The sequence below is a fragment of the Methylobacterium sp. Leaf87 genome, from assembly GCF_001422775.1.
GTDB lineage: Bacteria > Pseudomonadota > Alphaproteobacteria > Rhizobiales > Beijerinckiaceae > Methylobacterium.
Window position 1 is genome coordinate 28,773 of record NZ_LMMI01000013.1, and the last position, 21,882, is coordinate 50,654.

The window sequence follows — 21,882 nt, forward strand, 5'->3', positions numbered from 1 at the left end:
AAGCTCTTCCCCAAAAGAGCGCCCTTGAAAAGGCGGATTCGGACAGTCCGCGCGGCTTTGCACGGGATGGAGCCCCAACGCACGCCCAACCCGATCTTCTCGACAGGACATCGGGAACCCGGTGCCCGTTCCCGAGTTCTAGATGGATCATGCCAGGATGTCGCAAATCCGTCTCTTATTCGATGGCTTCGCCCAGATCCCAGGGCGTCAATGCCGCGCGGTATGTGATCAGCGGGCGGATGCCGATGCGGGCGTGTAACGACAATCGCCGCTCACACAGCGCACCGAGCTGGTACTGGGCCTTGGCCGTCGGCGCTTTCCCCACCGCCTGCGTCGCCCTGCTTCTCTCCATCTTACTATAGTCGACCTCAGAGCGGCCTGACGCTAGAACGCCCTCAGGGTGCCGCCCTTTACCTGCACGGCGCCCCACACTAGCGTTCGCCGCCATGGCTGTTCCTCCCCCGCCTTCCGCCGTTCCGAGATCCGGCGTGCCCGTCTCGAACGTCCCCGAATGGTCTGTCGGCGACCTTGCCTCGGCCCTGAAGCGGACCTTGGAAGACGCCTTCGGCCATGTCCGCCTACGAGGTGAGATATCGGGCTTTCGCGGCCAGCACGGCTCGGGCCACGCCTATTTCTCGCTGAAGGATGGCACCGCCCGCATCGATGCGGTGGTGTGGAAGGGCACGTTCGCCCGCCTTCGCCAGAAGCCGCAGGAGGGGTTGGAGGTCGTCGCCACGGGCCGGATCACGACGTTTCCGGGCAAATCCTCGTACCAGATCGTCATCGAGACCCTGGAGCCCGCGGGCATCGGCGCCTGGATGGCGTTGCTGGAGGAGCGCAAGCGCGTGCTCGCCGCCGAGGGTCTGTTCGCGGCCGAGCGCAAACGGCCGATTCCCTACCTGCCGCGCGTCGTCGGCGTGGTGACTTCGCCCACGGGGGCGGTCATCCGCGATATCCTCCACCGCCTCGCCGACCGCTTCCCCCGTCCAGTCCTCGTCTGGCCCGTGCGGGTGCAGGGGGAGGGGGCGGCCGACGAGATCGCCACCGCAATCCGGGGCTTCAACGCGCTGCTCCCCGGTGGGGCGATCCCACGCCCCGACGTGCTCATCGTGGCACGCGGCGGCGGCTCCATCGAGGATCTGTGGGCCTTCAACGAGGAAGTGGTGGTGCGTGCCGCCGCGGACTCGACCATTCCGCTGATCTCCGCGGTGGGCCACGAGACCGACACCACCCTCATCGACTTCGTCTCCGACCGGCGGGCGCCGACTCCCACGGGAGCCGCCGAGATGGCGGTGCCGGTGCGCGCGGACCTCATGGCCGAGGTGACCGACCTCGCTCGGCGACAGCGCGAGGCCGTCGAGCGCAAGCTCGACCGGGATGGCAGCGATCTGCGCGCCCTCGTCCGGGCGATGCCTGGGGTCGACACCTTCCTGGCGGGCAAGCGCCAGCGCCTCGACCTCGCCGAGGCCCGTCTGGGGCCGGCGCTGGCCGGCAATGCCCGCGTGCATCGTTTGAGAGTGTCACGCCTCGTCGAGCGCTTCGTACGGCATCCGCCGACCCTCGCGCTCGCCACCGCACGGGGACGTCTGGCCCGCATCGGTGACCGGCCGGGCGCGGCGCTCCGCCATGGCACCCGCCACAGGGGCGAAGCCCTGGCCTATCTCGGCCGCCGTCTCGTCGTGGCGCGCGACGCCACTTTAGCCCGAGCCGATGCCGAGGGCGCGCGGCGCCGCGACCGGCTCGATGCCCTCCAGGGCCGCCTCGACCGGGCCGGCGGCCGACTCACGGAGCGCCGCCGCGACCGCCTCGGGACCCTGGCGAGCCTCCTCGCTTCTCTGAGCTACCGCGCCGTCCTGGCGCGCGGCTTCGCCCTGGTTCGCGACGGGTCGGGCGCGGCCCTGCGCAGCACCGTGGCCGCGTCGGCGGCCGAGCGCTTCACCCTGGAATTCGCCGATGGCACCCTGGCGGCGCGGGCCGAGACCGCCGCCGCATCGAGCGGGGAGGGCGTTCCGGCACCGGCACGTCCCAAGCGCGCCCCACGGAAAGCGGCGGCCAAGGCCCTCGTCCAGGGCTCCCTGTTCGAAGGCTGAAAGCTCGGCCTCGCGAACGGCCCCGGCTGTGCCGCGCACGCCTGCCCACCCGTGGGTTGACGAACGGGGCCGCGTTTGCGAACCGCGGCACAGCGCATGCCTGAGCCAGCCCCCAAGGCAGGCCGCACGATACGAAGGAGCCGCGATGACAACCACGATCGACAGCGCCCAGAAACTGCACCTGGTCTTCGGTGGGCAACTGGAAAGCCTCGACGGCGTGAACTTTCGCGACGTGAAGGACCTCGATATCGTCGGCATCTATCCCGACTATGCGTCCGCCCAGAGCGCCTGGAAGGCCAAGGCGCAATCCACGGTCGACAGCGCCGAGACGCGCTACTTCATCGTGCACCTGCACCGGCTGCTCGAGCCCTGATCTGTGCAGGGCGCAGGGGCAGAGTGCGTGAAGGCATTGTGACGCCCCCCCGTCGGCTGGTATGGACCGGCCCGACAAACCGCTCCGGGTTTCTACGATTTGGTTCGTGACCCTGGTTGGACGGCTCGGCGGGCGAAGGATCGCGAGATGAAGACCCCGGCATGACGTCATCGATCAAGATCATCGCCGGCAATGCCAGCCGCCCGCTCGCCGAGGCCATCGCGGCCTACCTCGAGCTGCCGCTGGCGAAATGCATGGTCCGGCGCTTCGCCGACATGGAAATCTTCGTCGAACTGCAGGAGAACGTCCGCGGCGAGGATGTCTTCATCGTCCAGTCCACGTCGTTTCCGGCCAACGATCATCTGATGGAACTGCTCATCATGATCGATGCGGCCCGGCGCTCCTCGGCCCGGCGCATCACGGCGGTGATCCCGTATTTCGGCTATGCCCGCCAGGACCGGCGCACCTCGGGCAGGACCCCGATCTCGGCCAAGCTCGTCGCCAACCTCATCACCGAGGCCGGTGCCGACCGCGTCATGACCCTCGATCTGCATGCCGGCCAGATCCAGGGCTTCTTCGACATCCCCACCGACAATCTGTTCGCCGCCCCCGTGAAGGTGCGCGACATCAAGGAGCGGCTCGACCCCAAGGACTGGATGGTGGTCTCGCCCGACGTCGGCGGCGTGGTGCGCGCCCGCGCCATCGCCAAGCGCATCGACGCGACGCTCGCCATCGTCGACAAGCGCCGCGAGCGCCCCGGCGAATCTGAGGTGATGAACATCATCGGTGAGGTCGAGGGTCGATCCTGCATCCTCGTCGACGACATCGTCGATTCCGGCGGCACCCTGGTGAACGCCGCCGAGGCCCTGCTCAACGCCGGTGCCAAGGACGTCTCGGCCTACATCACCCACGGGGTGCTCTCGGGCGGCGCGGTCTCGCGCATCGCCGCCTCGCGGATGAAGGAGCTGGTCATCACCGATTCGATCCAACCGACGCAGGCGGTCAAGCTCGCGCGCAACATCCGGGTCGCCACCATCGCGCCGCTGCTGGGCGAGGCCATCGGCCGGACCGCGACGGAATCGAGCGTGTCCAGCCTGTTCACCTGATACCGTGCTGAGCGGGACGGGATGCGCGCGATCGCAATTGCGCATCCCCCTCCGCAACCTGTATAGACGCAACTCCCCTATTGCAGCGTTGAGACGGGATGCTGCCGGCCAGTCCCAGGCCGGAGCGAGCGGCGCCACGTCGGCGGCGCCCCGACGCCCGTCCCGCCCCAACCGTTGGAGTTGCCCGATGACCCAAGGCCCGTTGATGCCGAAGGCCACAGCCGTGTGGCTGGTGGAGAACACCTCCCTGGCCTTCGAGCAGATCGCTGAATTCTGCAAGCTGCACCCCCTCGAGGTGAAGGGCATCGCCGACGGCGAGGTCGCGGCCGGCATCAAGGGTCTCGACCCGATCACCACGGGCCAGCTCACCCGCGACGAGATCGAGCGCGCCCAGCGGGTGCCGAACTACAAGCTCAAGGTCGCCGTCTCGAAGGTGAAGCTGCCCGAGGTCAAGCGCACCACCAAGGGTCCGCGCTACACCCCGCTCTCGCGCCGCCAGGACCGCCCCAACGCCATCCTCTGGCTCCTGCGCAACCACCCCGAGCTCAAGGACGCGCAGGTCATCCGACTCGTCGGTACCACCAAGTCGACGATCCAGCAGATCCGCGAGCGCACGCACTGGAACTCTGCCTCGCTCCAGCCCATGGACCCGGTGACCCTAGGCCTGTGCACGCAGATCGACCTCGACTTCGAAGTCCAGCGTTCGGCCAAGGATCGGCCCGCCGTGCTGCCGACGGACGGTGGCGCCACGCTGCTGCCGACGGAAGTCTCGACGGCGACGGACTACACCGAGACCGACGAGCATCACCGCTCCGTGCGCGACGAGAAGCTCAACGCCGATTCCGTGTTCGCCAAGCTCAAGGGCATGCGCAACACCGACACGGATGACGACGAGGACTGATTCTCGCCGTCAGATATGGACGAACCCGATCCGCACCGGAGTTCCGGTGCGGATTTTTTCGTCCGGGCTTCGGTGTTGCCCTCAGGATGGCATCGAACGGCACGATAACGAGACATGGCGACTGATCCCAGGTCGCCAAATCCAAGAAAATGCGCAATATTGCCGACCCTCGCTGGCTGAGGCAGCATTTTCCGGGGATCACGATGATCGCGTTGGGTACCGGACATGAGATGGGAACGGTCGCCGATCCAGTGGGCCTGACGGACTTGCCCCTGTCGTCTGGCCAGACCTCATCGGTGCCCGACCTCTGGGCTTCCCAACCCGTGACCCTCGCAGAATCTCTCATGGCCGAAGCCGGGTGGAGCCCGGCGAATTTTGGCGATGCCGGCCCGAACCCGCCCTATCTGCGCATCGGGGGCAAGCTCTGGGTGACGCTGACCGAATTCGAGCCATGCTTCTCGTCGTTCCACCGCGACCGGGTGCTGTTCCGTTCCAAAGTCTCCATGGCGGATCACCTGTCACGCTACGACCAGATCATGGTGGATCCGCTTGCATTCGAGGAGTGCTTCGGCCCGCTGGAAGGGACCGATGCCACCTTTCCGTTCGGCGTCTGGCTCGCCATTCGCGAAGTCCGTTTCACCGGCATCGAATTGCTGGGCAAGCGACACGGACCGGTGGTGCTGCCCCTCGAACCCCTGGCCGTTGCCTCGGCGGTCTGGCTGCGCAACACGCGCCGCCCTGGCCGGCCTCCGGCGTGATGGCCGCACCGAACCTCATCGCGCGTCATATTGCCGAAAGCGGCGTGATCCGGTATGGAACCGCCGTTCTCCGATTGGAATCGACGAGGCGTGGGCGTGTTTCGCGTCGCTCCGTCCCGTTGGAGAATGGCCCTCGACCATCGTTTCAGAATGCGTCGGCCCTCCTTCCGGGGGGTGAGCCCGTCCGGTCCCCCGGGGATCGCGGGCGGCGATCGCCGAGGGTGCCCCGTCACACGAACCGCCGACGCCGGCCTCCGATGAGGCCTGTCAGGAGACAGAATGACCGCTGGTAACGCCCTGCAGCGTAACCCGAGCCGCGACGATTTTGCGGCTCTCCTCGAGGAGAGCTTCCTCGAGCACGAGATCACAGAAGGGTCCGTCGTCAAGGGTCGCGTCGTCGCGATCGAGAAGGACGTGGCCGTCATCGACATCGGCGCCAAGACGGAAGGCCGTGTCGCCCTCAAGGAATTCAACGGCCCCGGCCGCGAAGGCGATCTTGCCGTCGGCGACGAGGTCGAGGTCTATGTCGACCGTATCGAGAACGCGCTGGGCGAGGCCGTCATCTCGCGCGACAAGGCGCGCCGCGAGGAGAGCTGGGTCAAGCTCGAGAAGGCCTTCGAGGCCAACGAGCGCGTCACCGGCGCGATCTTCAACCAGGTCAAGGGCGGCTACACCGTCGACCTCGACGGCGCCGTGGCGTTCCTGCCGCGCTCCCAGGTCGACATCCGCCCCGTGCGCGACGTCACGCCCCTGCTCGGCACGCCCCAGCCGTTCCAGATCCTTAAGATGGATCGCCGCCGCGGCAATATTGTCGTGTCGCGCCGCACCGTCCTTGAGGAGAGCCGCGCCGAGCAGCGCTCCGAGCTCGTGGCCAACCTCGAAGAGGGTCAGGTCATCGACGGCGTCGTCAAGAACATCACCGAGTATGGTGCGTTCGTGGATCTGGGCGGCATCGACGGCCTGCTTCACGTCACCGACATGGCGTGGCGCCGCGTGAACCATCCGTCCGAGGTCGTGACCATCGGCCAGACGGTCAAGGTCAAGATCATCAAGATCAACCACGAGACCCACCGCATCTCGCTCGGCATCAAGCAGCTGCTCGCCGATCCGTGGGAGGGCATCGCCCAGCGCTACCCCGTCGACGCCAAGCTCAAGGGCCGTGTCACCAACATCACCGATTACGGCGCCTTCGTGGAGCTGGAGCCGGGCATCGAGGGCCTGATCCACGTCTCCGAGATGTCCTGGACGAAGAAGAACGTCCACCCGGGCAAGATCGTCTCCACCTCCCAGGAAGTGGAAGTGCAGATCCTCGAGGTCGATCCGGTCAAGCGTCGCATCTCGCTCGGCCTCAAGCAGACCCTCCAGAACCCCTGGGAGGCCTTCGCCGAGCAGCATCCGGTCGGCTCCGAGGTCGAGGGCGAGGTCAAGAACAAGACCGAGTTCGGCCTGTTCATCGGCCTCGACGGCGATGTCGACGGCATGGTCCACCTGTCGGATCTCGACTGGAACCGTCCCGGCGAGCAGGTCATCGAGGAGTTCAAGAAGGGCGACATGCTGCGCGCCCAGGTTCTCGACGTCGATGTCGAGAAGGAGCGCATCTCGCTGGGCGTGAAGCAGCTCGGCGGCGACCCCTTCACGGAGGCCGGTGAGCTCAAGAAGGGTCAGATCGTGACCTGCGAAGTGACGGAAGTGAAGGATTCGGGCGTCGACGTGAAGATCGTCGACACCGACCTCACCACCTTCATCCGCCGGGCCGAGCTCGCCCGCGACCGCGGCGACCAGCGCCCCGAGCGCTTCGCCGCCGGCGAGAAGTTCGACGCCCGCGTGATCCAGTTCGACCGCAAGGCGCGCCGGGTCCAGCTCTCCATCAAGGCCCTCGAAATGGCCGAGGAGAAGGAGGCGATGGCGCAGTTCGGCTCCGCCGATTCCGGCGCCTCGCTGGGCGAGATCCTGGGCGCGGCCTTCAAGAAGGCCCGCACCAGCGACGACAAGGACGACGCCCAGGATTAATCGTCCCGGCGCGACACCCCGGGATCCACGATGGCTCCCGGGGCCCTGAACTGAAGACGCCCGTGCGGGGATCAAACCTCGCGCGGGCGTTTTTGCGTCTGGCGGCGCGATATCCGTGCGAGAACTGGCATCCCGCACCGCGAAGACTTGCCGGAGATGACTTGTCCGGGCTGCGAGGACTTGCGAATTCCGCCCGCTTCCGCCGCCCGCCCCCTCTTGCCGGTCCGTGGCGGGCAAGGCTAGAACACCCACGCCGAGGATGCGAGGCGGGGCAAGGGCTTGAGTCCATCCGGCGACGGATGGCACAGGGTCCTGGGCACTGCCGCGAACCGCGGCGAAGCCGGGCGGCGCGAAGCTCGGACAACCCATCACGGCCGGGAACGGTCGGTGCGCGAGGGAGCGAACCATCGCATGGCCGCTGACGCCGAACTCCTGATCGATCGCAGGCGCCTGCGCCGTAAGCTTTCCCTATGGCGGGTGGTGGGGATCGGCGGTCTCGTTCTCGCCGTCGGCGCGGTGGGTCTGCGCATCCGCAGCGGCACCGAACCCCTCGGCTTCGGAGCGGTCAAACCCCAGATCGCGCGCATCTCCATCGGCGGCTTCATCGCCGGCGCCGAGGCCACCACCAAGCTCATCGAGCGCGTGCGCGACGCTGGTGCGGTCCAGGGCGTGGTGGTTTCGATCTCCTCGCCCGGCGGCACCACCACCGGCTCGGAGGAACTCTACCGCAACCTGCGCGCGCTCGCCGAGAAGAAGCCCATGGTGGCCTTCGTCGACGGCACTGCCGCATCCGGCGCCTACATCGCCGCCATCGCGGCCGACCACATCGTCGCGCGGGAGACGGCGCTCGTCGGCTCCATCGGCGTCCTGTTCCAGTATCCGGACCTGTCCGGCCTCCTCGACAAGGTCGGGGTGAAGGTCGAATCGGTGAAATCCTCGCCCCTCAAGGCCGAGCCGTCGGGCTTCACTCCGACTTCGCCGGAGGCGCGCGCGGCCCTCGCTGCCGTGGTCGGCGACACCTACGCCTGGTTCAAGGGACTCGTGTCCGAGCGCCGCAAGATGAACGACCGCGAACTCGCCACCGTCTCCGACGGGCGGGTGTTCAGCGGGCGCCAGAGCGTCCCCCTGAAGCTCGTCGATGGGATCGGCGGCGAGCGCCAGGCCATCGCCTGGCTCGAATCCGAGCGGGGCGTCGCCAAGAACCTGCCAGTGCTGGATTGGAAGCCGAAGGCCAAGAGCGACTTCCAGATTTGGTCGGCGCTCGGCCTCGGCGCCGATCTCGTGGGCCTAGACGGGCTCGCCGCACATCTCCGCCTGATCGGTGACGAGACGGCGGGCGCGGCGCAGGGCGGGCTCCTGGCCGTTTGGCGGCCCAGCCCCGCCGAAGCCGCCCGCTGAAACCGTTCATGACGTCGTGAAGGCCGCAGCATGATCAAATCGGAGCTCGTGCTCAGGATCGCCGAGCAGAACCCCCACCTCTACCAGCGCGACGTCGAGACCCTGGTCAACGCGATCCTCGACACCATCGCGGATGCCCTCGCCCGGGGCGACCGGGTCGAGTTGCGCGGCTTCGGGGCGTTCTCGGTGAAGCGACGGGATGCACGGCGCGGGCGCAACCCGCGCACGGGTGCGGCCGTTGCCGTCTCCGAGAAGGCCATCCCGGTGTTCAAGACCGGCAAGGAGATGCGCCTGCGCCTCAACGAGGCCGGCATCGGCGAGGAGGCGGCCACCGCCGCCGCCTCGTGAACCGCCGGACTACAGATTCGATCGGAGTGCTTCGATGATCCGCTTCTTCAAGGGTTTGGTCCTGCTCCCGGTGGCGGTCGTCGTCGTCGCCCTGGCGGTGGCGAACAGGGACGCCGTGCGCCTGTCGTTCGATCCGTTCTCGCCGGACATGCCGGTCTTCAGCGTGACCCTGCCGCTGTACGTGATCCTGTTCATCGCCGTCGGGCTCGGCGTGCTCCTCGGCGGCTGCGGCGCCTGGCTCGGCCAGTCGGGCACCCGGCGCACCAGCGCCGAGCGCCGCCGCGAGATCCGCCGCCTCGAAGGCGAGACGGCACGCCTGCGCACCGCCGCGCCGAATCCGGTCGGGGAGGGGCTCCACGGCCTGTCGCGCGGCCCCTCCGACCGCGTCGCCCTGCCGGCCCCGCGCTGAGAACCCGATGTCCGCTATCGCCATCAAGATCTGCGGACTGAGCACCGGGCCGACCCTCGGGGCAGCCCTCGACGCCGGCGCCGACCTCGTCGGCTTCGTCCATTTCCGGAGGAGCCCGCGCCACGTCGACCTCGCTGTGGCCAGTGACTTGTCGGAGCGGGCCCGGGGCCGGGCGCAGCGCGTGGTCCTCCTCGTCGATCCCGACGATGCGCTCCTCGCCGCCGTGGTCGCCGCCACCGATCCCGACTGGGTTCAGCTCCACGGGCGCGAGACGCCGGAGCGCGTCGCCGCCATCCGCCACCTATCCGGACGCCCGGTGATGAAGGCGCTCGGCATCGCGACGCGGGCCGACCTCTCGGCAGTCCAGACTTACGCGGACGTGGCCGACCGCCTTCTCCTCGACGCCAAGGCGCCCCTCGGCGCGGCCCTGCCGGGCGGCAACGGCCACGCCTTCGATTGGGACCTCCTTTCCGGCGCTCTCCTGCCGGAAGGCACCATGCTGTCGGGCGGCCTCACCCCCGAGACCGTCGGCGCTGCCCTCGCCCGCACGGGTCTTCGCGCCGTCGATGTCTCGTCCGGTGTCGAGAACCGCCCCGGAGAGAAGGATCCGGGTCGAATCGCCGCCTTCATCGCCGCTGCGCGCGCTCGCTGCACGGTGGCGGCGGCCTGACATCCAGCGTCCGAATTCGGGAAACGGCGGGTTGGCCGCATTGTCGCCCCCCCTATGCAGGTCTAGATCAGGCGCTTGTCTCGCCGCAGGCGAACGGCATGGCCGAGACCGCTCCATGGAGTGGACCATCCGTTCCGTCGTCGCATCTGCCCTGGCCGCCCAACCCCAGGCCGCACGCAAAGTCATCCAAGGACGCCGCCCGTGACCCTCGCTCCCCCTCCGAACTCGTTCCGCAACGGCCCGGACGAGCGTGGCCGCTTCGGCATCTTCGGCGGACGCTTCGTGGCCGAGACGCTGATGCCGCTGATCCTCGATCTGGAGGCGGCCTACGAAGCGGCCAAGGCCGATCCGGCGTTCCAGGCCGAGATGGACAGCCATCTGACCCATTACGTCGGCCGCCCGAGCCCCCTCTACGAGGCCGAGCGCCTGACCGAACACCTGCGCGCGAAAGCGCCCTCCGGCCATGGCGCCCGGGTGTTCTTCAAGCGCGAGGAACTGAACCACACCGGCTCGCACAAGGTGAACAACGTGCTCGGCCAGATCATGCTGGCGCGCCGCATGGGCAAGCCACGCATCATCGCCGAGACGGGGGCGGGCCAGCACGGCGTCGCGACTGCGACGCTCTGCGCCCGCTTCGGCCTCAAGTGCGTGGTCTACATGGGTGCCGTCGATGTGGCGCGTCAGGCCCCCAACGTCTTCCGCATGAAGATGCTCGGCGCCGAGGTGATCCCGGTCCAGTCCGGCACCAGGACCCTCAAGGACGCCATGAACGAGGCCCTGCGCGACTGGGTCACCAACGTCGCCGATACGTTCTATTGCATCGGCACCGTCGCCGGCCCGCATCCGTATCCCGCCATGGTGCGCGACTTCCAGTCGATCATCGGCCGCGAGACGAAAGAGCAGATGCTGGAGATGGAAGGGCGCCTGCCCGATTCGCTCATCGCCTGCATCGGTGGCGGCTCCAACGCCATGGGCCTGTTCCACCCGTTCCTCGACGATTCGAGCGTCGAGATCTACGGCGTCGAAGCCGCCGGCCATGGCATCGCCTCGGGCCTCCATGCGGCCTCACTGTCGGGCGGCAAGCCCGGCGTGCTGCACGGCAACCGGACCTATCTGCTCCAGGACGGGGACGGTCAGATCGCCGACGCGCACTCGATCTCGGCCGGTCTCGACTATCCGGGCATCGGCCCAGAGCACGCTTGGCTGCACGAGGCCAAGCGCGTCACCTATCTCTCGGCCACGGACGAGGAGACCCTGGAGGCGTTCAAGCTGTGCTCGCTGCTGGAAGGTATCATTCCGGCCCTGGAACCGGCCCACGCCCTCTCCAAGGTGTTCGAGATCGCGCCGACGAAGCCGGCCGACCACCTCATGGTCCTCAATCTCTCGGGCCGCGGCGACAAGGACATTCCGCAGGTCGCCGAAATCCTCGGCACCCAGCTCTGACCACCGGGTTCCGGCGGTTTGCCCGTCGAAACCCCGTTGACACCGCAAGGCGGATTTCCTATTCCGCCGATCTCGCCGCCGCAGCGGAATTCCCGCAGTGGCGGTGACTTGGCGGGGTAGCTCAGTTGGTTAGAGCAGAGGAATCATAATCCTTGTGTCGGGAGTTCAAATCTCTCCCTCGCTACCAAAGTTTTAGCCTGCTAGGTCAATGACTTAGCAGGCTTTTTCTTGCGCTCTTTGAGCCCCGGAAAAACGGCTTTATGTGCTAGCTCAGTGCTAGCGCAGCTTCCAAAAAGCTCTTTGTTCTTAACGCTTTGGTGGGTGGTGCGGCAGCACGCTAGCGCAGTTCTAGCGCAGCCCCGTGCAGCAAAAACACCAGACAGGGCACGCCATGAGCCCCCCAAAAGACGCCCCCGCCGAGCGCTACCAGCTGTTCCAACGTGAGGGCAGCACGCGTTGGCAGATGCGGTTCAGCCTGCGCGGGCACGGTCAGATCAAACGATCCCTCAACACGGATGACCACGCCGAGGCCGTGCGCCGGGCGGATGAGATTTTTTACGAGGCCGCGTACCGAGCCAAGCAGGGCATGAGCGCGAAGGTGCACACCTTCGAGGCCGTGGCCGAGGAGTTCATCCAGCTGATTCTTCGCGAGGTGGAGCGGGGCGAACGCCGAGCCGACCAGGGAAAAAGCGAGCCTTCGCTGATTCGCCGGTTTTTTGTGGGGTACTTCGGCCAGAAGCCCATCGACACGATCACCGACACCGATCTGGAGCGCTACGTGGAGTGGCGGCGCACCTATTGGACCGAGGGCCCTGGCAAGCTCATCACGCACATTGAGTACGAGCGTGGGGGCCACAAGCTTCGCCGGCCTCCCAAGCGTACAGCGCCCGCTCTGAGCCGTCAGAGGGGCGAGGCCGTGGTACTCCGCGCCCTGCTGCGGCAGGCGGTGAAATGGGGGTACGTGAAGACACCGCCAACGGTGTCAATTCGCACGAGGAAAGCGCCCGACAATCGGCGACCCAGCTTCGAGCCTCATGAGTTCGAGAAGCTCACCCAGACCAGCCTGGGCCGGCTCACCGACCCCATTATGGACGGCACAGGGGCGGAGGTGCGCGCCAGCGACCGGCGTACCTGGCGCATCAAACGGCTGGACGACCACACTCGGCGTGATCGCGCTGTCCTGCACGCGTACGTGATGATCGCCGCGTTCTCGGGCCTACGCCCCACGGAGATGTACAATCTCACCTGGGGAGACGTGGTGGGCTACCGAGAGGGCAGGGGCAAAGGCATCGATCAGCGAGACATTCGGCTCAAAGCCCGGGGCAAGGGCATGAGCGGCACGGCCATTCCGCATAAGGCAGCCATCCCTTGGTTCGACACCCTATGGATGATGTTCGAGCGCGGCATGCAGCGTGAGCCCCTGGACACCGATCCGGTGTTCGCGAACGAGCAGGGCAAGCGCATCGGCTCGATCGCCAATGGCTTCACCGAGCTGCTCAAGGCAGCTGGCTTGGAGCGAGACAACCGGGGCATCAAACGCACTCCATACTCGCTGCGGCATTTTCACATCAGCGAGCAGTTAGCGAACGGCGCGGAGGTCATTGACGTGGCTCGCAACTGCCGCACCTCACTCGCTATGATCGACAAGCATTATGGGCAGGTGCGGCTGGAACGCGTGGCGGATCGGCTGCGCCCGGAGTGGACGCGCGCCTAATCCCCGTCTGGAGGTGACCCTTCTCGGACCTTGGGGACGTCCGCTCTCAGACCGCCTGATCTCCAGCGAGCCAGAGTTTTGGTTGCATTAAAAAAATATGATCAAGTATACGCAATTTTCGGCCATCAATCGTGCGATTGCCCCTGAATGTGCGATTGCTGACTAGGGGCGTTGGATAAAAAAAGCCATTGGCACTTGAGACATATGATGTTCTGAGTTTGACATCAGGAGCAGCCGATTAATCGTGTGATCTTGGATGCCTCCCCCGGGAAAGACGCACTTTACTCGTCCGAGAGTGGCCGGTACTTCGCTTCCTCGTAACAAACGCTGGGCGTTTGATTGCGCCCGTCCCAACTGCGCGGCAAGACGCCGTTCCACGTTGGGTCTCGTCCCACGCTCAGGAAGCGTCGCGAGGTATTTGAAGGATTCACTCATGGTAGCGGGAAAGCCATCGAAGCCCCCCTCCGCGGCCAGTTGCGCTACAAAAAGACTTTCCTGCGGGAACAAGAAAACCGAACGTTCGATCTCGTCCGATAAGGTCGTCAGGGCGGCAGCGGCATGGCCGGCGCGCCTGCGTATGGCTCCTTTGATCTCTTGGTAGCGGAAAGGACTATCAGTGACGATGGAAGCCCCAATTGCCTGAGCCAGATACATCGTCATTTCGAAGTTGGGCGCCAGCTTCATTAAGCTAAATTGCCCACCTTTCTCGCCGATCACATCGTTGGTGTGCAGGACTGCAAGCGGATCGTTCTCCTTCAAGACCTCCACTTCGCGCAGCATCTCCTCCAGCTTGTCGCCGTTGAGCTCAGGTGAGATTTTGGCGAGCTGCCTCCGAAGATATTCCTTCGGCAATGCCATTAAATTTCGCCGGAGATCATCGGACATCAGCTTCTCAAGGCATGTATCCTGCCCCTTTCTCACCATGATCTCCGCAGCCCGCATTTCTGCCATTTGCATTACCTGCCGGCGGAGATGTGGATCAAAGTTTCCGGGATCCGGAACTAGATTGATGAGCCTGCGCTCCACAAGGGGCATAAGCTTCAGGAAAAGGCTGACGGACTTGAGAAATTCGCCGCGATATCTGAGCGGATTTTCAATGGGGCTGAACTCCTTTCTAACTGTCCCAGCGTGCAGGAATGGATGTTCTATGAGGAGCTCGCCGAAGTAGAGCGGCGCCGCAAGGGCGAACTCTGCGATCATGGAGGGGTGGATCGCGCCGGTGTAGACAGCGCGCGGCGTCCCGTCCGGCTTGGGCAAGAGCCGAAGCAGGTCCGTTTCAAGGGGCCAGAGTGCCTCGAAGAGGGAATAGATCTTTGAGATCTTCTCGTCGGTCAGTGCCCGCCGGACCTCTACCCAGTCCGGCTCTTCGCGGAGGTTCAGGACCTTAACGATGCCGTTGAGTAGCATGACATTGCGTTCACGGATGCTTTTCTCAGTCCACTCCGGGCGCAGCGAGATGGCCTTCGGTTGGCAGCATGCCTTGAATGAAAGCCAGGACCCACATGGGCAAGCATCGCGGGGTCGAAGCGTAGTCGGTGGAACCTTCTGTAAAAAATCGCGCTTTTTTTCGGTGCGGCCAAACTCGTCTTGGTAGTGAACGTGTCCGCTATCGAACTTGGCGAACATCTCCCCGCCGAAGTGCCACAGCCCCGCGTTAGGTGGCAGTAAGGTTTTTCGAATATCTGTCCAGGATACAGTCGCCGTCCTCTCGGGATACAACCATTCTTTGCGTCCGGCAGCGATGTAGCGACACGCGCGGGTCTTAAGCACAAAGTTCACTTGTGCGACCTCACTGCCGGTCAACTTGCGCGTGCGGATAAACGCATCCGTCTTTACCATTGAATTTCTAAAATTCCGTGCAAAAGTGCGCTTCTCCAGCGCATTGACTGCGGGATCACGTGCATACTCAAGATTGGTTAGAATCAAGCAGAAATCTTTGTTTAGCGGAAAGATTGTCTGCGAGCCCTTTAATGTTATGCCTGGATCGATCTTGCCCGCTTCCGGCGGCACGGCATGATTATAAACCGTGACAGGATGATCACTGACGATGAACTTCACGTCAGCGTCCTCGGCAGAGACGATCTCGCGCACCCCCTCGGTCCAGATCGTGCAGTGCATCATGCGAATGCCCTGCATTTCGAACATCAACTCGTTTTGGGAGAGTTCGGGATATTGCATCCTTAGCCAGTTTAAACCTTTCGGAGTCCTGATTTTTTGGATGTCGATATATTCAAAGAAGTGCTTGAAATGCCGCATCCATCCACTGACATCAGCTTCGACGAAGGCGCGCACCGCTTTTGAACCCGTCGTGTCAATTTGCCCGAAGAGACCGCGTTCAATCTCGTCGTTGACTGATGTTCCGAAGAAGGTCGAGTATAGATCGCGCTCAACGAAGGCCCGAGATGTTGGTGCGTCAAATAAAGCTCTCTGCGAAATGAGGCGTCCGTCATCGAGCTTTTTCTGAGGAGGCTTTAAATCAAGATATGCAAGTTTGTTACGAGAATTCTCGAAAAAACCTTCTTGATACCATTGTGGTATATAATGATTATTTCTGGTGATAGACATTTTTGCCTTAAAACAGAGCAACAGATCTCATTCTTAACAGCGTATCATGCGGCTGTTCAGTTGCCGCACCACAATATCAATTGATGGTAATTCAGCCACTTTATGAATTTTCTTGTAATTATAATCGTCCAAGCTCAGCAATCGGTGTGCCTTTCGTGTCGAGTGATTTAGGTAATCACCATAATAAATCTTCTTCCTACTATCCCACGATTGTAATCTTCGCCTGGGAATGTCAGCTTTCCGGCGCTGATCCTAGGTCGGCTCCTGGCGCACAGCAACCACGAGGATGGCTGGCGCAGGCCCAGAAGGAGATGGTCCGATCGCAACTTAATGGCACAGAATACAGGGCGCTCACGTTGAACGCTTTAGAACGGGAGAAGCCGTCGAAAGCGTGCAATGTTTACGAGCGCCACGAGGGACGAGGCTACGTACGTGAGGGCGGCGGCGCGCAGTACGGTGCGGGCGCCGGGCATATCGCCTGCGTCGAGGTAGCGACCCGTCTCCAGGATGGGCAGGGCCCGGCGGAAGCTCGCATCGAATTCGACGGGCAGCGTTAGGAAGTGGAACAGGACGCGAACGCCGAGGAGCGCGATGCCGATCCCCACCTGCAGGGCGAGCAGTGCAGGCGAATGGACGAAGGCGAGCACCACGGGCGCGGTCATCATCAGCACGGCCGCGGCGAACTCGAAGCCCTGCACAACGGGGGCGAACCTCAACCGCGCCGCAAGGAGCCGGTCCCCCGCCGCGTGCTGGAGCGCATGAGCGACCTCGTGCGCCGCGACCGCGACCGCCGTGATCGAGCGGCCATCATGATTGCCCGGCGACAGCCGCACGACGTTCGCAACCGGGTCGTAGTGGTCGGTTGGCGCGATCTCGACGAGGACGTGCTCCAGCTGCGCCAAGTCGAGCAGATGGCGGGCGAGTTCGCCTCCGGTCCCGGGCAAGTCCGGCCTCTCGGTGGCATGTTGCTGCATCGCCCGGCGCACCCACCACTGGGGGCCGAACACCAGACCGAACAGGAGGGCGGCGCCAAGCGCTAGGAGGACGGGCACCGGGGATATTTAGGCATGCGGTCGTATCCGTGAAAGCGTGGCGCCTTACTTTAGATGTCCACCGTGCGACAATGGCCTGACAAGCGTCAAAGACCGGGTTGGGTGGATTTCCGCAGGTCCGCTTTTGAGCGGCTGCGGCATCAGAGCCGACGTCGAAATAGCGTTAGTCCAAGCCGCGATGCGGAGGCATCGCGGGCTGATGCAGAAAGCGTCCCGGCTCCGAGCCGGGACGCTTCGCTTGCCGGCTCAGTCGCTGAACCCGGCGAGGACGGCCTTGCCCCTCGCCTTCCCGCTCTCGATGAGCGCGTGGGCGCGTGCCAGGTTGGCGGCGTCGATTGGACCGAAGGTCTCGGTCAACGTCGTGCGCAGCCGTCCCGCATCGATCAGGCGGGCGATCTCGGTCAGGATAGCGTGCTGCCGTTCCATATCGGCGGTCTGGAACAGCGAGCGGGTGAACATCAGCTCCCAGTGCAGCGACAGGCTCTTGGGCTTTAGCGGCATCACGTCCAGGGTAGCGGGGTCGTCGATCGGGCCGAGGCGTCCCTGCGGGGCGAGGAGCTCGATGATCTGCGGGAGATGCGCACCGGTCTGCGTCGTCGCGAACACGAACCCGGGCGCCCCGGGAAGACCGAGCGCCGCCACCTCGGTGGCGAGGGGCTTCGCATGGTCGATCACGTGGTGGGCGCCGAGGTCCCGGCACCATTGCGCCGTCTCGGGGCGGGAGGCCGTGGCGATCACGGTGAGGTCCGTGAGCTGCCGGGCGAGCTGGATCGCGATCGAGCCGACGCCGCCGGCGCCGCCGACGATCAGGATCGCGGGGGCGGCACCCGGCACGGGCTTGGCGACGTCGAGCCGGTCGAACAGCATCTCCCAGGCGGTCAGCGCGGTGAGCGGCAGCGCCGCAGCGGCGGCGAAATCTAGGGTGGCCGGCTTGGCACCGACGAGGCGCTCGTCCACGCATTGGAACGTGGCGTTGCTGCCCGGCCGGTCGAGCGCACCGGCGTAGAACACCGCGTCGCCGGGCTTGAACAGGCGCGCCTCCGGACCGATCGAGACCACGGTTCCGGCCGCATCCCAGCCGAGAATCTTCGGCTCGCAGCCCTGCTTGTAGGCGCCCTGGCGCACCTTGGTGTCGATCGGATTCACCGAGACGGCCTGCACGCGTACGAGCAGATCGCGCCCGGCCGGCACGGGATCGGGGAAGGTCGTGTCCACGAGCGCTCCAGGCGCATCGATCGGTGAGCTTTCGGTGTAGGTGACGGCGCGCATGGGTATCTCCCGGGATGTCGCGACGGGCGGCCCCGGGCCGCCGTCCCAGACCGTCTAATAGCGTGCCGCTTCCTTTGGCGCAGCGACGTGACGCGCACATCACGCCCGTGCTGCTAAGACCGTGAGGCAGTGGCGGAATGTCGACCCGAACGAATTTCGAGATCGGCAATTTAGCGACCTCAAATCTAGACGTCGATATGCACCCTCGCCTTATCTGCAGCAGAGCTAAGCTGACATGAGGACAGGGCCTCCTGGACGGGCCACCCCGCGCGTCCGCGCCGAAGCCAGTGGGAGCGCAGGCGGTGAACCGCGCGTAAGCACTCCAAGTGGCCGACGAATTGCCGCTGAGCGGTTGTGCTGACGGCGGTTTGGACGACCGGGTTGGGTCGGGACCCGCCGGTCCGTTCAACGACCGGGTTGGGTGGATTTCTGTCTGTCCGCTTTCGGGTGGCAATAGCGTGGAGCGGACGTCCGGCAGCAGTGCTTGTCCTCGACCCACAGGCGGAGTTGTCCCACCTTGTCACTCACGCCAGGATGAGGCTGGACCTGGGTGAGGTTAGATGATGTGGCAGCTACATTGGCTTGAGGCGTCCGGTGATTTGGGTCCCTGGCGGAACATCGTCGCCGGGGAGGTCGAGATCGCCAGAAGGGCTGTGGCGCGCGTGCTGCCGGTGCCGCCGCTCGACATCCTCGTGCAACGCTTGCCCGGTGAAGTGATCCCGGAGACCGGCACGACGGGGCAAGCCATCCGCCCTGGCCTGTTCTCCCTCACTATCGATCCCGATAACCCCAACTTTGCGCCCGCGCTGAGAGATGGGGATCTGCGCCGGACCGTGGCGCACGAGGCCCACCACTGCATGCGCATGGCCGGTCCCGGCTACGGCTGGACGCTGGGCGAAGCCCTCGTCAGCGAGGGCCTCGCGGGGCAGTTCGTCAGCCACCTGTTCAACTCCCCGCCCGAGCCGTGGGAATGCGCCGTGACCGACGAGGTACTTGCGGCCAATCTGCCGGACAACGCCACGCTCGGGAGCAACGGGCACGACCATCGTGCATGGTTCTTCGGCTTCGGCGGCCGGTATCCGCGCTGGCTCGGCTACACCCTTGGCTACCGTATCGTGGGCGATTGGCTAGAAGCAGGGGCCGACCTTAGCGGTGCCGCATGGATCAATGTTCCCGCGCACGTGGTAATCGACGCTGCGCGCGAGCGCACATTGTTGAACATCTGATGCCACCCCCATTCGAGGTCGAGTTGGCCGAACACGACCCCCGCTGGTCAGAGGCTGCTGAGGCGCAAGCCGCGATCCTGCGCGTCGCGCTCAATCCAATCTTGCTTGCCGTCCACCATATCGGATCGACCGCTATCCCAGGTCTGACGGCAAAGCCCATCTTGGATCTTATGCCGGTCGTCGGCGACCTCTATGAGCTGGATCGCCGCAGAAGTGACCTCGAAGCAATCGGCTTCGCATGGTGGGGCGAGTTCGGACTGCCGGGGCGGCGCTACGCCACGAAAGACGAGTGCCATTCTGGGCGGCGGCTCGTACAACTGCATTGCTTCGCCACGGGATCTCCCGACATCGAGCGCCACCTCGTATTCCGCGACTACCTTCGGAAGAGACCAGAGCTCGTTACATCCTATGCGCATGAGAAAGTCAGGTGCCGAGCGCTCTACCCCGACAACTCTCACGCGTATGGCGCATGCAAGAGTGCATGGATCGACGCAGTCGAAGCTGCGGCCTTGGCTGATCGGCTTATTTCCTGAGTGATCAGCGGCCGCTTTGGAGAACCGCAAAAGGCGATCCAAATGCCCGGGTTGGGTCGAATGCGGAACGTCCGCTTCCGGGCTGGCATCCAACTTCCACTTACGGCGCCCAGCTGCGGTCTGTCCGGACCGCTGTCAGATTGTGATGCTGGTTACACCTCACTCAAAGCCCATTTCGCCACCACCCGCCGACCATGGACCCTTGGCTACCTCGTCGGCCCCAAGCTTCCTTCGAGCCCAGCACGTTTGGCGACACCGTCGCGCTCACGGTTGCCAGCCTCCGGATGAACGGGAGGACGAGGTGCCGCTGATCGGACACGACTATGCCGAGAGTCTCAGGATCACTGCGGACGACCCAACAATGTGGGCCAGGGTCACCAGGACGGAGCCGGTATGGAGGATGCCGAAGCGTGTGCGATTGCCCCTGTCGGTGGCCCCGTTGATGGCGGGCATGAGGATCTGGCGCGCCAAGATCGCTGTGACTGCGATCAGTCCCAGAATGATCGTCGATGCCAAATCGATCGTGGCTGTCAGAGCCGAGGCGACCAGGGCGCACACGATGACGAAGACGTAGAAATGCGGGAAGGCGCGGCGCAGGAGCGGGCCTGCCGCGTCGGCGGGCAGCGCGCTGAACAGGAACGATGCAAAGCCGAACGAGTACAGGACCATCCCGCCGAACAGGAGGGCCGTCAGGAGGATAGCCGCTTGCAGGAGCATCGTTCCAAGCCTCGGTGATCACCGCTCGCCCATCAGGGACGCCGTTCGGTTCGCTTTGCGGACAGGAAACTCAGGAACGTCCGAGCCTGACTCGTCTAGGAAGGCTTGAACCGCGCCGAACAGCGCGTGCCGGTTGCGTTCCAGGCAGATCATGTGCGTGCCCTCTCCAAGCTCGACGTAGCGCTTGTCCGGGGCATTCACGAGCAACGGAAACAGGGCCTGCCGCATGGCCGGCGGGGTGTCCCTGTCCCATTCGGCACCGATCAGCAGCGTCGGCACCGTGATCCCGGCCGGGTCGTAGACCGGCCGGCCCCGATCCCAGAACGCGCGGACGTCGGCCATCGTGCCGTTGGGCGCGCGCAACGCGGGCGGATTGCTCCGGCCTGCCTGCGGGTCGGTGGCCCAGGTGGCGCTCGCCCAGCGTTCGAACCAGCCCGGCGGGATTAGTTCAGCCTGGTGCGCGTCGGGCACGCCGTCGAGCCAATGCGTTTGGGCCTCCGCGGCTGTGACCCTGCGGTAGGACGGCAGAGGTTTCTGTTCGGTCGTTTGAGGTTCCGCGCCAATCCCTTGGCCCGGGCGTAGCCAGCGCGGTCCGTACAGCGCGAGCCGCACAACCTTGGCTGGGTGTGCCACAGTGTAGCGTGCCACGATGCTCGTGCCCCATGACCAGCCCAGCAGGCTCAGACGCTCGATGCCCCGCCGTGCCCGGATGGCGTCGACCGCGCTCGCGAGATCCCGGACCGCCGTCTCGGTCCGGACGATCGGCGGGTTCGCCTCTGGCGGCGCGTCCATCTCTGGCGGCCGGGTCGAACGGCCGTAACCGCGCAGCTCTACGAACCAGACATCCCAGCCGTGCAGGGCGATCTCGTCCATCCAGGATCGGCCGTCGAGCGGCAGGTCGAACGAAGTCTCGGCCGGATAAGTCGACCCGGAGACGAACAGCAGCGTGCGCTCGGACCGGGGCGTCGTCATCGCGCGTGGGCGTTTGCTGCGCAGGAACAGTTCGATGCCGGGATCGGCTGCGGGGATATGCAGATCCTCGACAATGAGCGAGGCGCTTGGGGGGGCAGCGCCGTCGGCAGCCAAGGGTACTGCACCTGGAGCGAGGATACCCGCCGCGATCGTCATCATGCTGGTGGCAAGGCGCACCCAGTCCATTGCCCTCTCCCGAACCACGATCCGACCCCAGCTAGACCCTCGGTACGGCTGTGCCGTGATGATCTGCCTTGGCAGTGACGTCGCTCTCGTCCGACCTGCCGTTCTGTAGCGTAGTGATGTCTTGCACGGCTTGTGGGCATGA

19 protein-coding genes and 1 tRNA gene are annotated in these 21,882 nt (G+C 65.1%); 15 read left to right on the top strand and 5 right to left on the bottom strand.

Features of this window, described 5'->3' with window-relative positions:
• The first annotated feature begins 446 nt into the window (after positions 1 to 446).
• From xseA to ASF22_RS10065, 13 genes are all read left to right on the top strand, one after another.
• The gene (gene xseA / locus ASF22_RS10005) at positions 447 to 2,090 is read left to right on the top strand and encodes an exodeoxyribonuclease VII large subunit (protein ID WP_056263777.1); all 1,644 of its coding nucleotides are present in this window, start codon (positions 447 to 449) and stop codon (positions 2,088 to 2,090) included.
• 145 nt (positions 2,091 to 2,235) lie between these two features.
• Entirely contained in the window at positions 2,236 to 2,463 is a 228-nt protein-coding gene (locus tag ASF22_RS10010) for a DUF4170 domain-containing protein (protein WP_056169122.1), read from the top strand.
• 161 nt (positions 2,464 to 2,624) lie between these two features.
• Positions 2,625 to 3,569 carry a ribose-phosphate pyrophosphokinase gene (locus ASF22_RS10015; protein WP_056169120.1) on the top strand — a complete coding sequence of 315 codons (945 nt, stop codon included), beginning with the start codon at positions 2,625 to 2,627 and terminating at the stop codon, positions 3,567 to 3,569.
• Positions 3,570 to 3,756: 187 nt separating this feature from the next.
• Complete coding sequence (locus ASF22_RS10020; RefSeq protein WP_056169117.1) at positions 3,757 to 4,470, top strand: DUF1013 domain-containing protein; 714 nt, start codon at positions 3,757 to 3,759, stop codon at positions 4,468 to 4,470.
• Positions 4,471 to 4,619: 149 nt separating this feature from the next.
• Entirely contained in the window at positions 4,620 to 5,228 is a 609-nt protein-coding gene (locus tag ASF22_RS10025) for a hypothetical protein (RefSeq protein WP_244474247.1), read from the top strand.
• Between the two features lie 279 nt (positions 5,229 to 5,507).
• On the top strand, positions 5,508 to 7,238 hold the full coding sequence (rpsA, locus tag ASF22_RS10030; RefSeq protein WP_056169113.1) for a 30S ribosomal protein S1: 1,731 nt from the start codon (positions 5,508 to 5,510) through the stop codon (positions 7,236 to 7,238).
• A 411-nt stretch (positions 7,239 to 7,649) separates the two neighbouring features.
• A complete protein-coding gene (gene sppA, locus ASF22_RS10035) occupies positions 7,650 to 8,636 on the top strand; it encodes a signal peptide peptidase SppA (protein ID WP_056169111.1) in 987 nt (328 codons plus the stop codon).
• Between the two features lie 30 nt (positions 8,637 to 8,666).
• Positions 8,667 to 8,984, top strand: coding sequence for an integration host factor subunit beta (ihfB, locus tag ASF22_RS10040; RefSeq protein WP_056169109.1), 318 nt, complete (start codon positions 8,667 to 8,669; stop codon positions 8,982 to 8,984).
• A 34-nt stretch (positions 8,985 to 9,018) separates the two neighbouring features.
• Positions 9,019 to 9,393 (top strand): lipopolysaccharide assembly protein LapA domain-containing protein, encoded by a 375-nt coding sequence (locus tag ASF22_RS10045; protein WP_056263781.1) that lies wholly within the window; start codon positions 9,019 to 9,021, stop codon positions 9,391 to 9,393.
• A gap of 7 nt (positions 9,394 to 9,400) precedes the next feature.
• Positions 9,401 to 10,063, top strand: a complete 663-nt coding sequence (locus ASF22_RS10050) for a phosphoribosylanthranilate isomerase (RefSeq protein ID WP_056263782.1) — start codon at positions 9,401 to 9,403, stop codon at positions 10,061 to 10,063.
• A gap of 201 nt (positions 10,064 to 10,264) precedes the next feature.
• The gene (trpB, locus tag ASF22_RS10055) at positions 10,265 to 11,506 is read left to right on the top strand and encodes a tryptophan synthase subunit beta (RefSeq protein ID WP_056263784.1); all 1,242 of its coding nucleotides are present in this window, start codon (positions 10,265 to 10,267) and stop codon (positions 11,504 to 11,506) included.
• Positions 11,507 to 11,616: 110 nt separating this feature from the next.
• Positions 11,617 to 11,693, top strand: a tRNA-Met gene (locus ASF22_RS10060).
• A 204-nt stretch (positions 11,694 to 11,897) separates the two neighbouring features.
• On the top strand, positions 11,898 to 13,220 hold the full coding sequence (locus ASF22_RS10065; RefSeq protein ID WP_056263786.1) for a site-specific integrase: 1,323 nt from the start codon (positions 11,898 to 11,900) through the stop codon (positions 13,218 to 13,220).
• Between the two features lie 162 nt (positions 13,221 to 13,382).
• Here ASF22_RS10065 and ASF22_RS10070 read toward each other — a convergent pair whose 3' ends face one another.
• The 3 genes from ASF22_RS10070 to ASF22_RS10080 all read right to left on the bottom strand — a co-directional run bounded on the left by ASF22_RS10070 (position 13,383) and on the right by ASF22_RS10080 (position 18,106).
• Positions 13,383 to 15,785: a DUF4238 domain-containing protein gene (locus ASF22_RS10070; RefSeq protein ID WP_056263788.1), complete on the bottom strand. Its 2,403-nt coding sequence runs from the start codon at positions 15,783 to 15,785 to the stop codon at positions 13,383 to 13,385.
• A 365-nt stretch (positions 15,786 to 16,150) separates the two neighbouring features.
• On the bottom strand, positions 16,151 to 16,837 hold the full coding sequence (locus ASF22_RS10075) for a zinc metallopeptidase (protein WP_056263790.1): 687 nt from the start codon (positions 16,835 to 16,837) through the stop codon (positions 16,151 to 16,153).
• Positions 16,838 to 17,083: 246 nt separating this feature from the next.
• Positions 17,084 to 18,106: a zinc-binding alcohol dehydrogenase family protein gene (locus tag ASF22_RS10080; protein WP_056263792.1), complete on the bottom strand. Its 1,023-nt coding sequence runs from the start codon at positions 18,104 to 18,106 to the stop codon at positions 17,084 to 17,086.
• 560 nt (positions 18,107 to 18,666) lie between these two features.
• Here ASF22_RS10080 and ASF22_RS10085 point away from each other — a divergent pair.
• Complete coding sequence (locus ASF22_RS10085) at positions 18,667 to 19,332, top strand: DUF2268 domain-containing putative Zn-dependent protease (RefSeq protein WP_056263795.1); 666 nt, start codon at positions 18,667 to 18,669, stop codon at positions 19,330 to 19,332.
• A gap of 23 nt (positions 19,333 to 19,355) precedes the next feature.
• Positions 19,356 to 19,865, top strand: coding sequence for a GrpB family protein (locus ASF22_RS22925; protein ID WP_244474248.1), 510 nt, complete (start codon positions 19,356 to 19,358; stop codon positions 19,863 to 19,865).
• Positions 19,866 to 20,186: 321 nt separating this feature from the next.
• On the opposite strand, the gene ASF22_RS10095 is transcribed toward ASF22_RS22925, so the two are convergent.
• Both ASF22_RS10095 and ASF22_RS10100 read right to left on the bottom strand, forming a co-directional pair.
• Positions 20,187 to 20,582, bottom strand: coding sequence for a DUF4149 domain-containing protein (locus ASF22_RS10095; RefSeq protein WP_056263799.1), 396 nt, complete (start codon positions 20,580 to 20,582; stop codon positions 20,187 to 20,189).
• Positions 20,583 to 20,600: 18 nt separating this feature from the next.
• Positions 20,601 to 21,740 carry an alpha/beta fold hydrolase gene (locus ASF22_RS10100; RefSeq protein ID WP_244474249.1) on the bottom strand — a complete coding sequence of 380 codons (1,140 nt, stop codon included), beginning with the start codon at positions 21,738 to 21,740 and terminating at the stop codon, positions 20,601 to 20,603.
• Positions 21,741 to 21,882 lie beyond the last annotated feature (142 nt).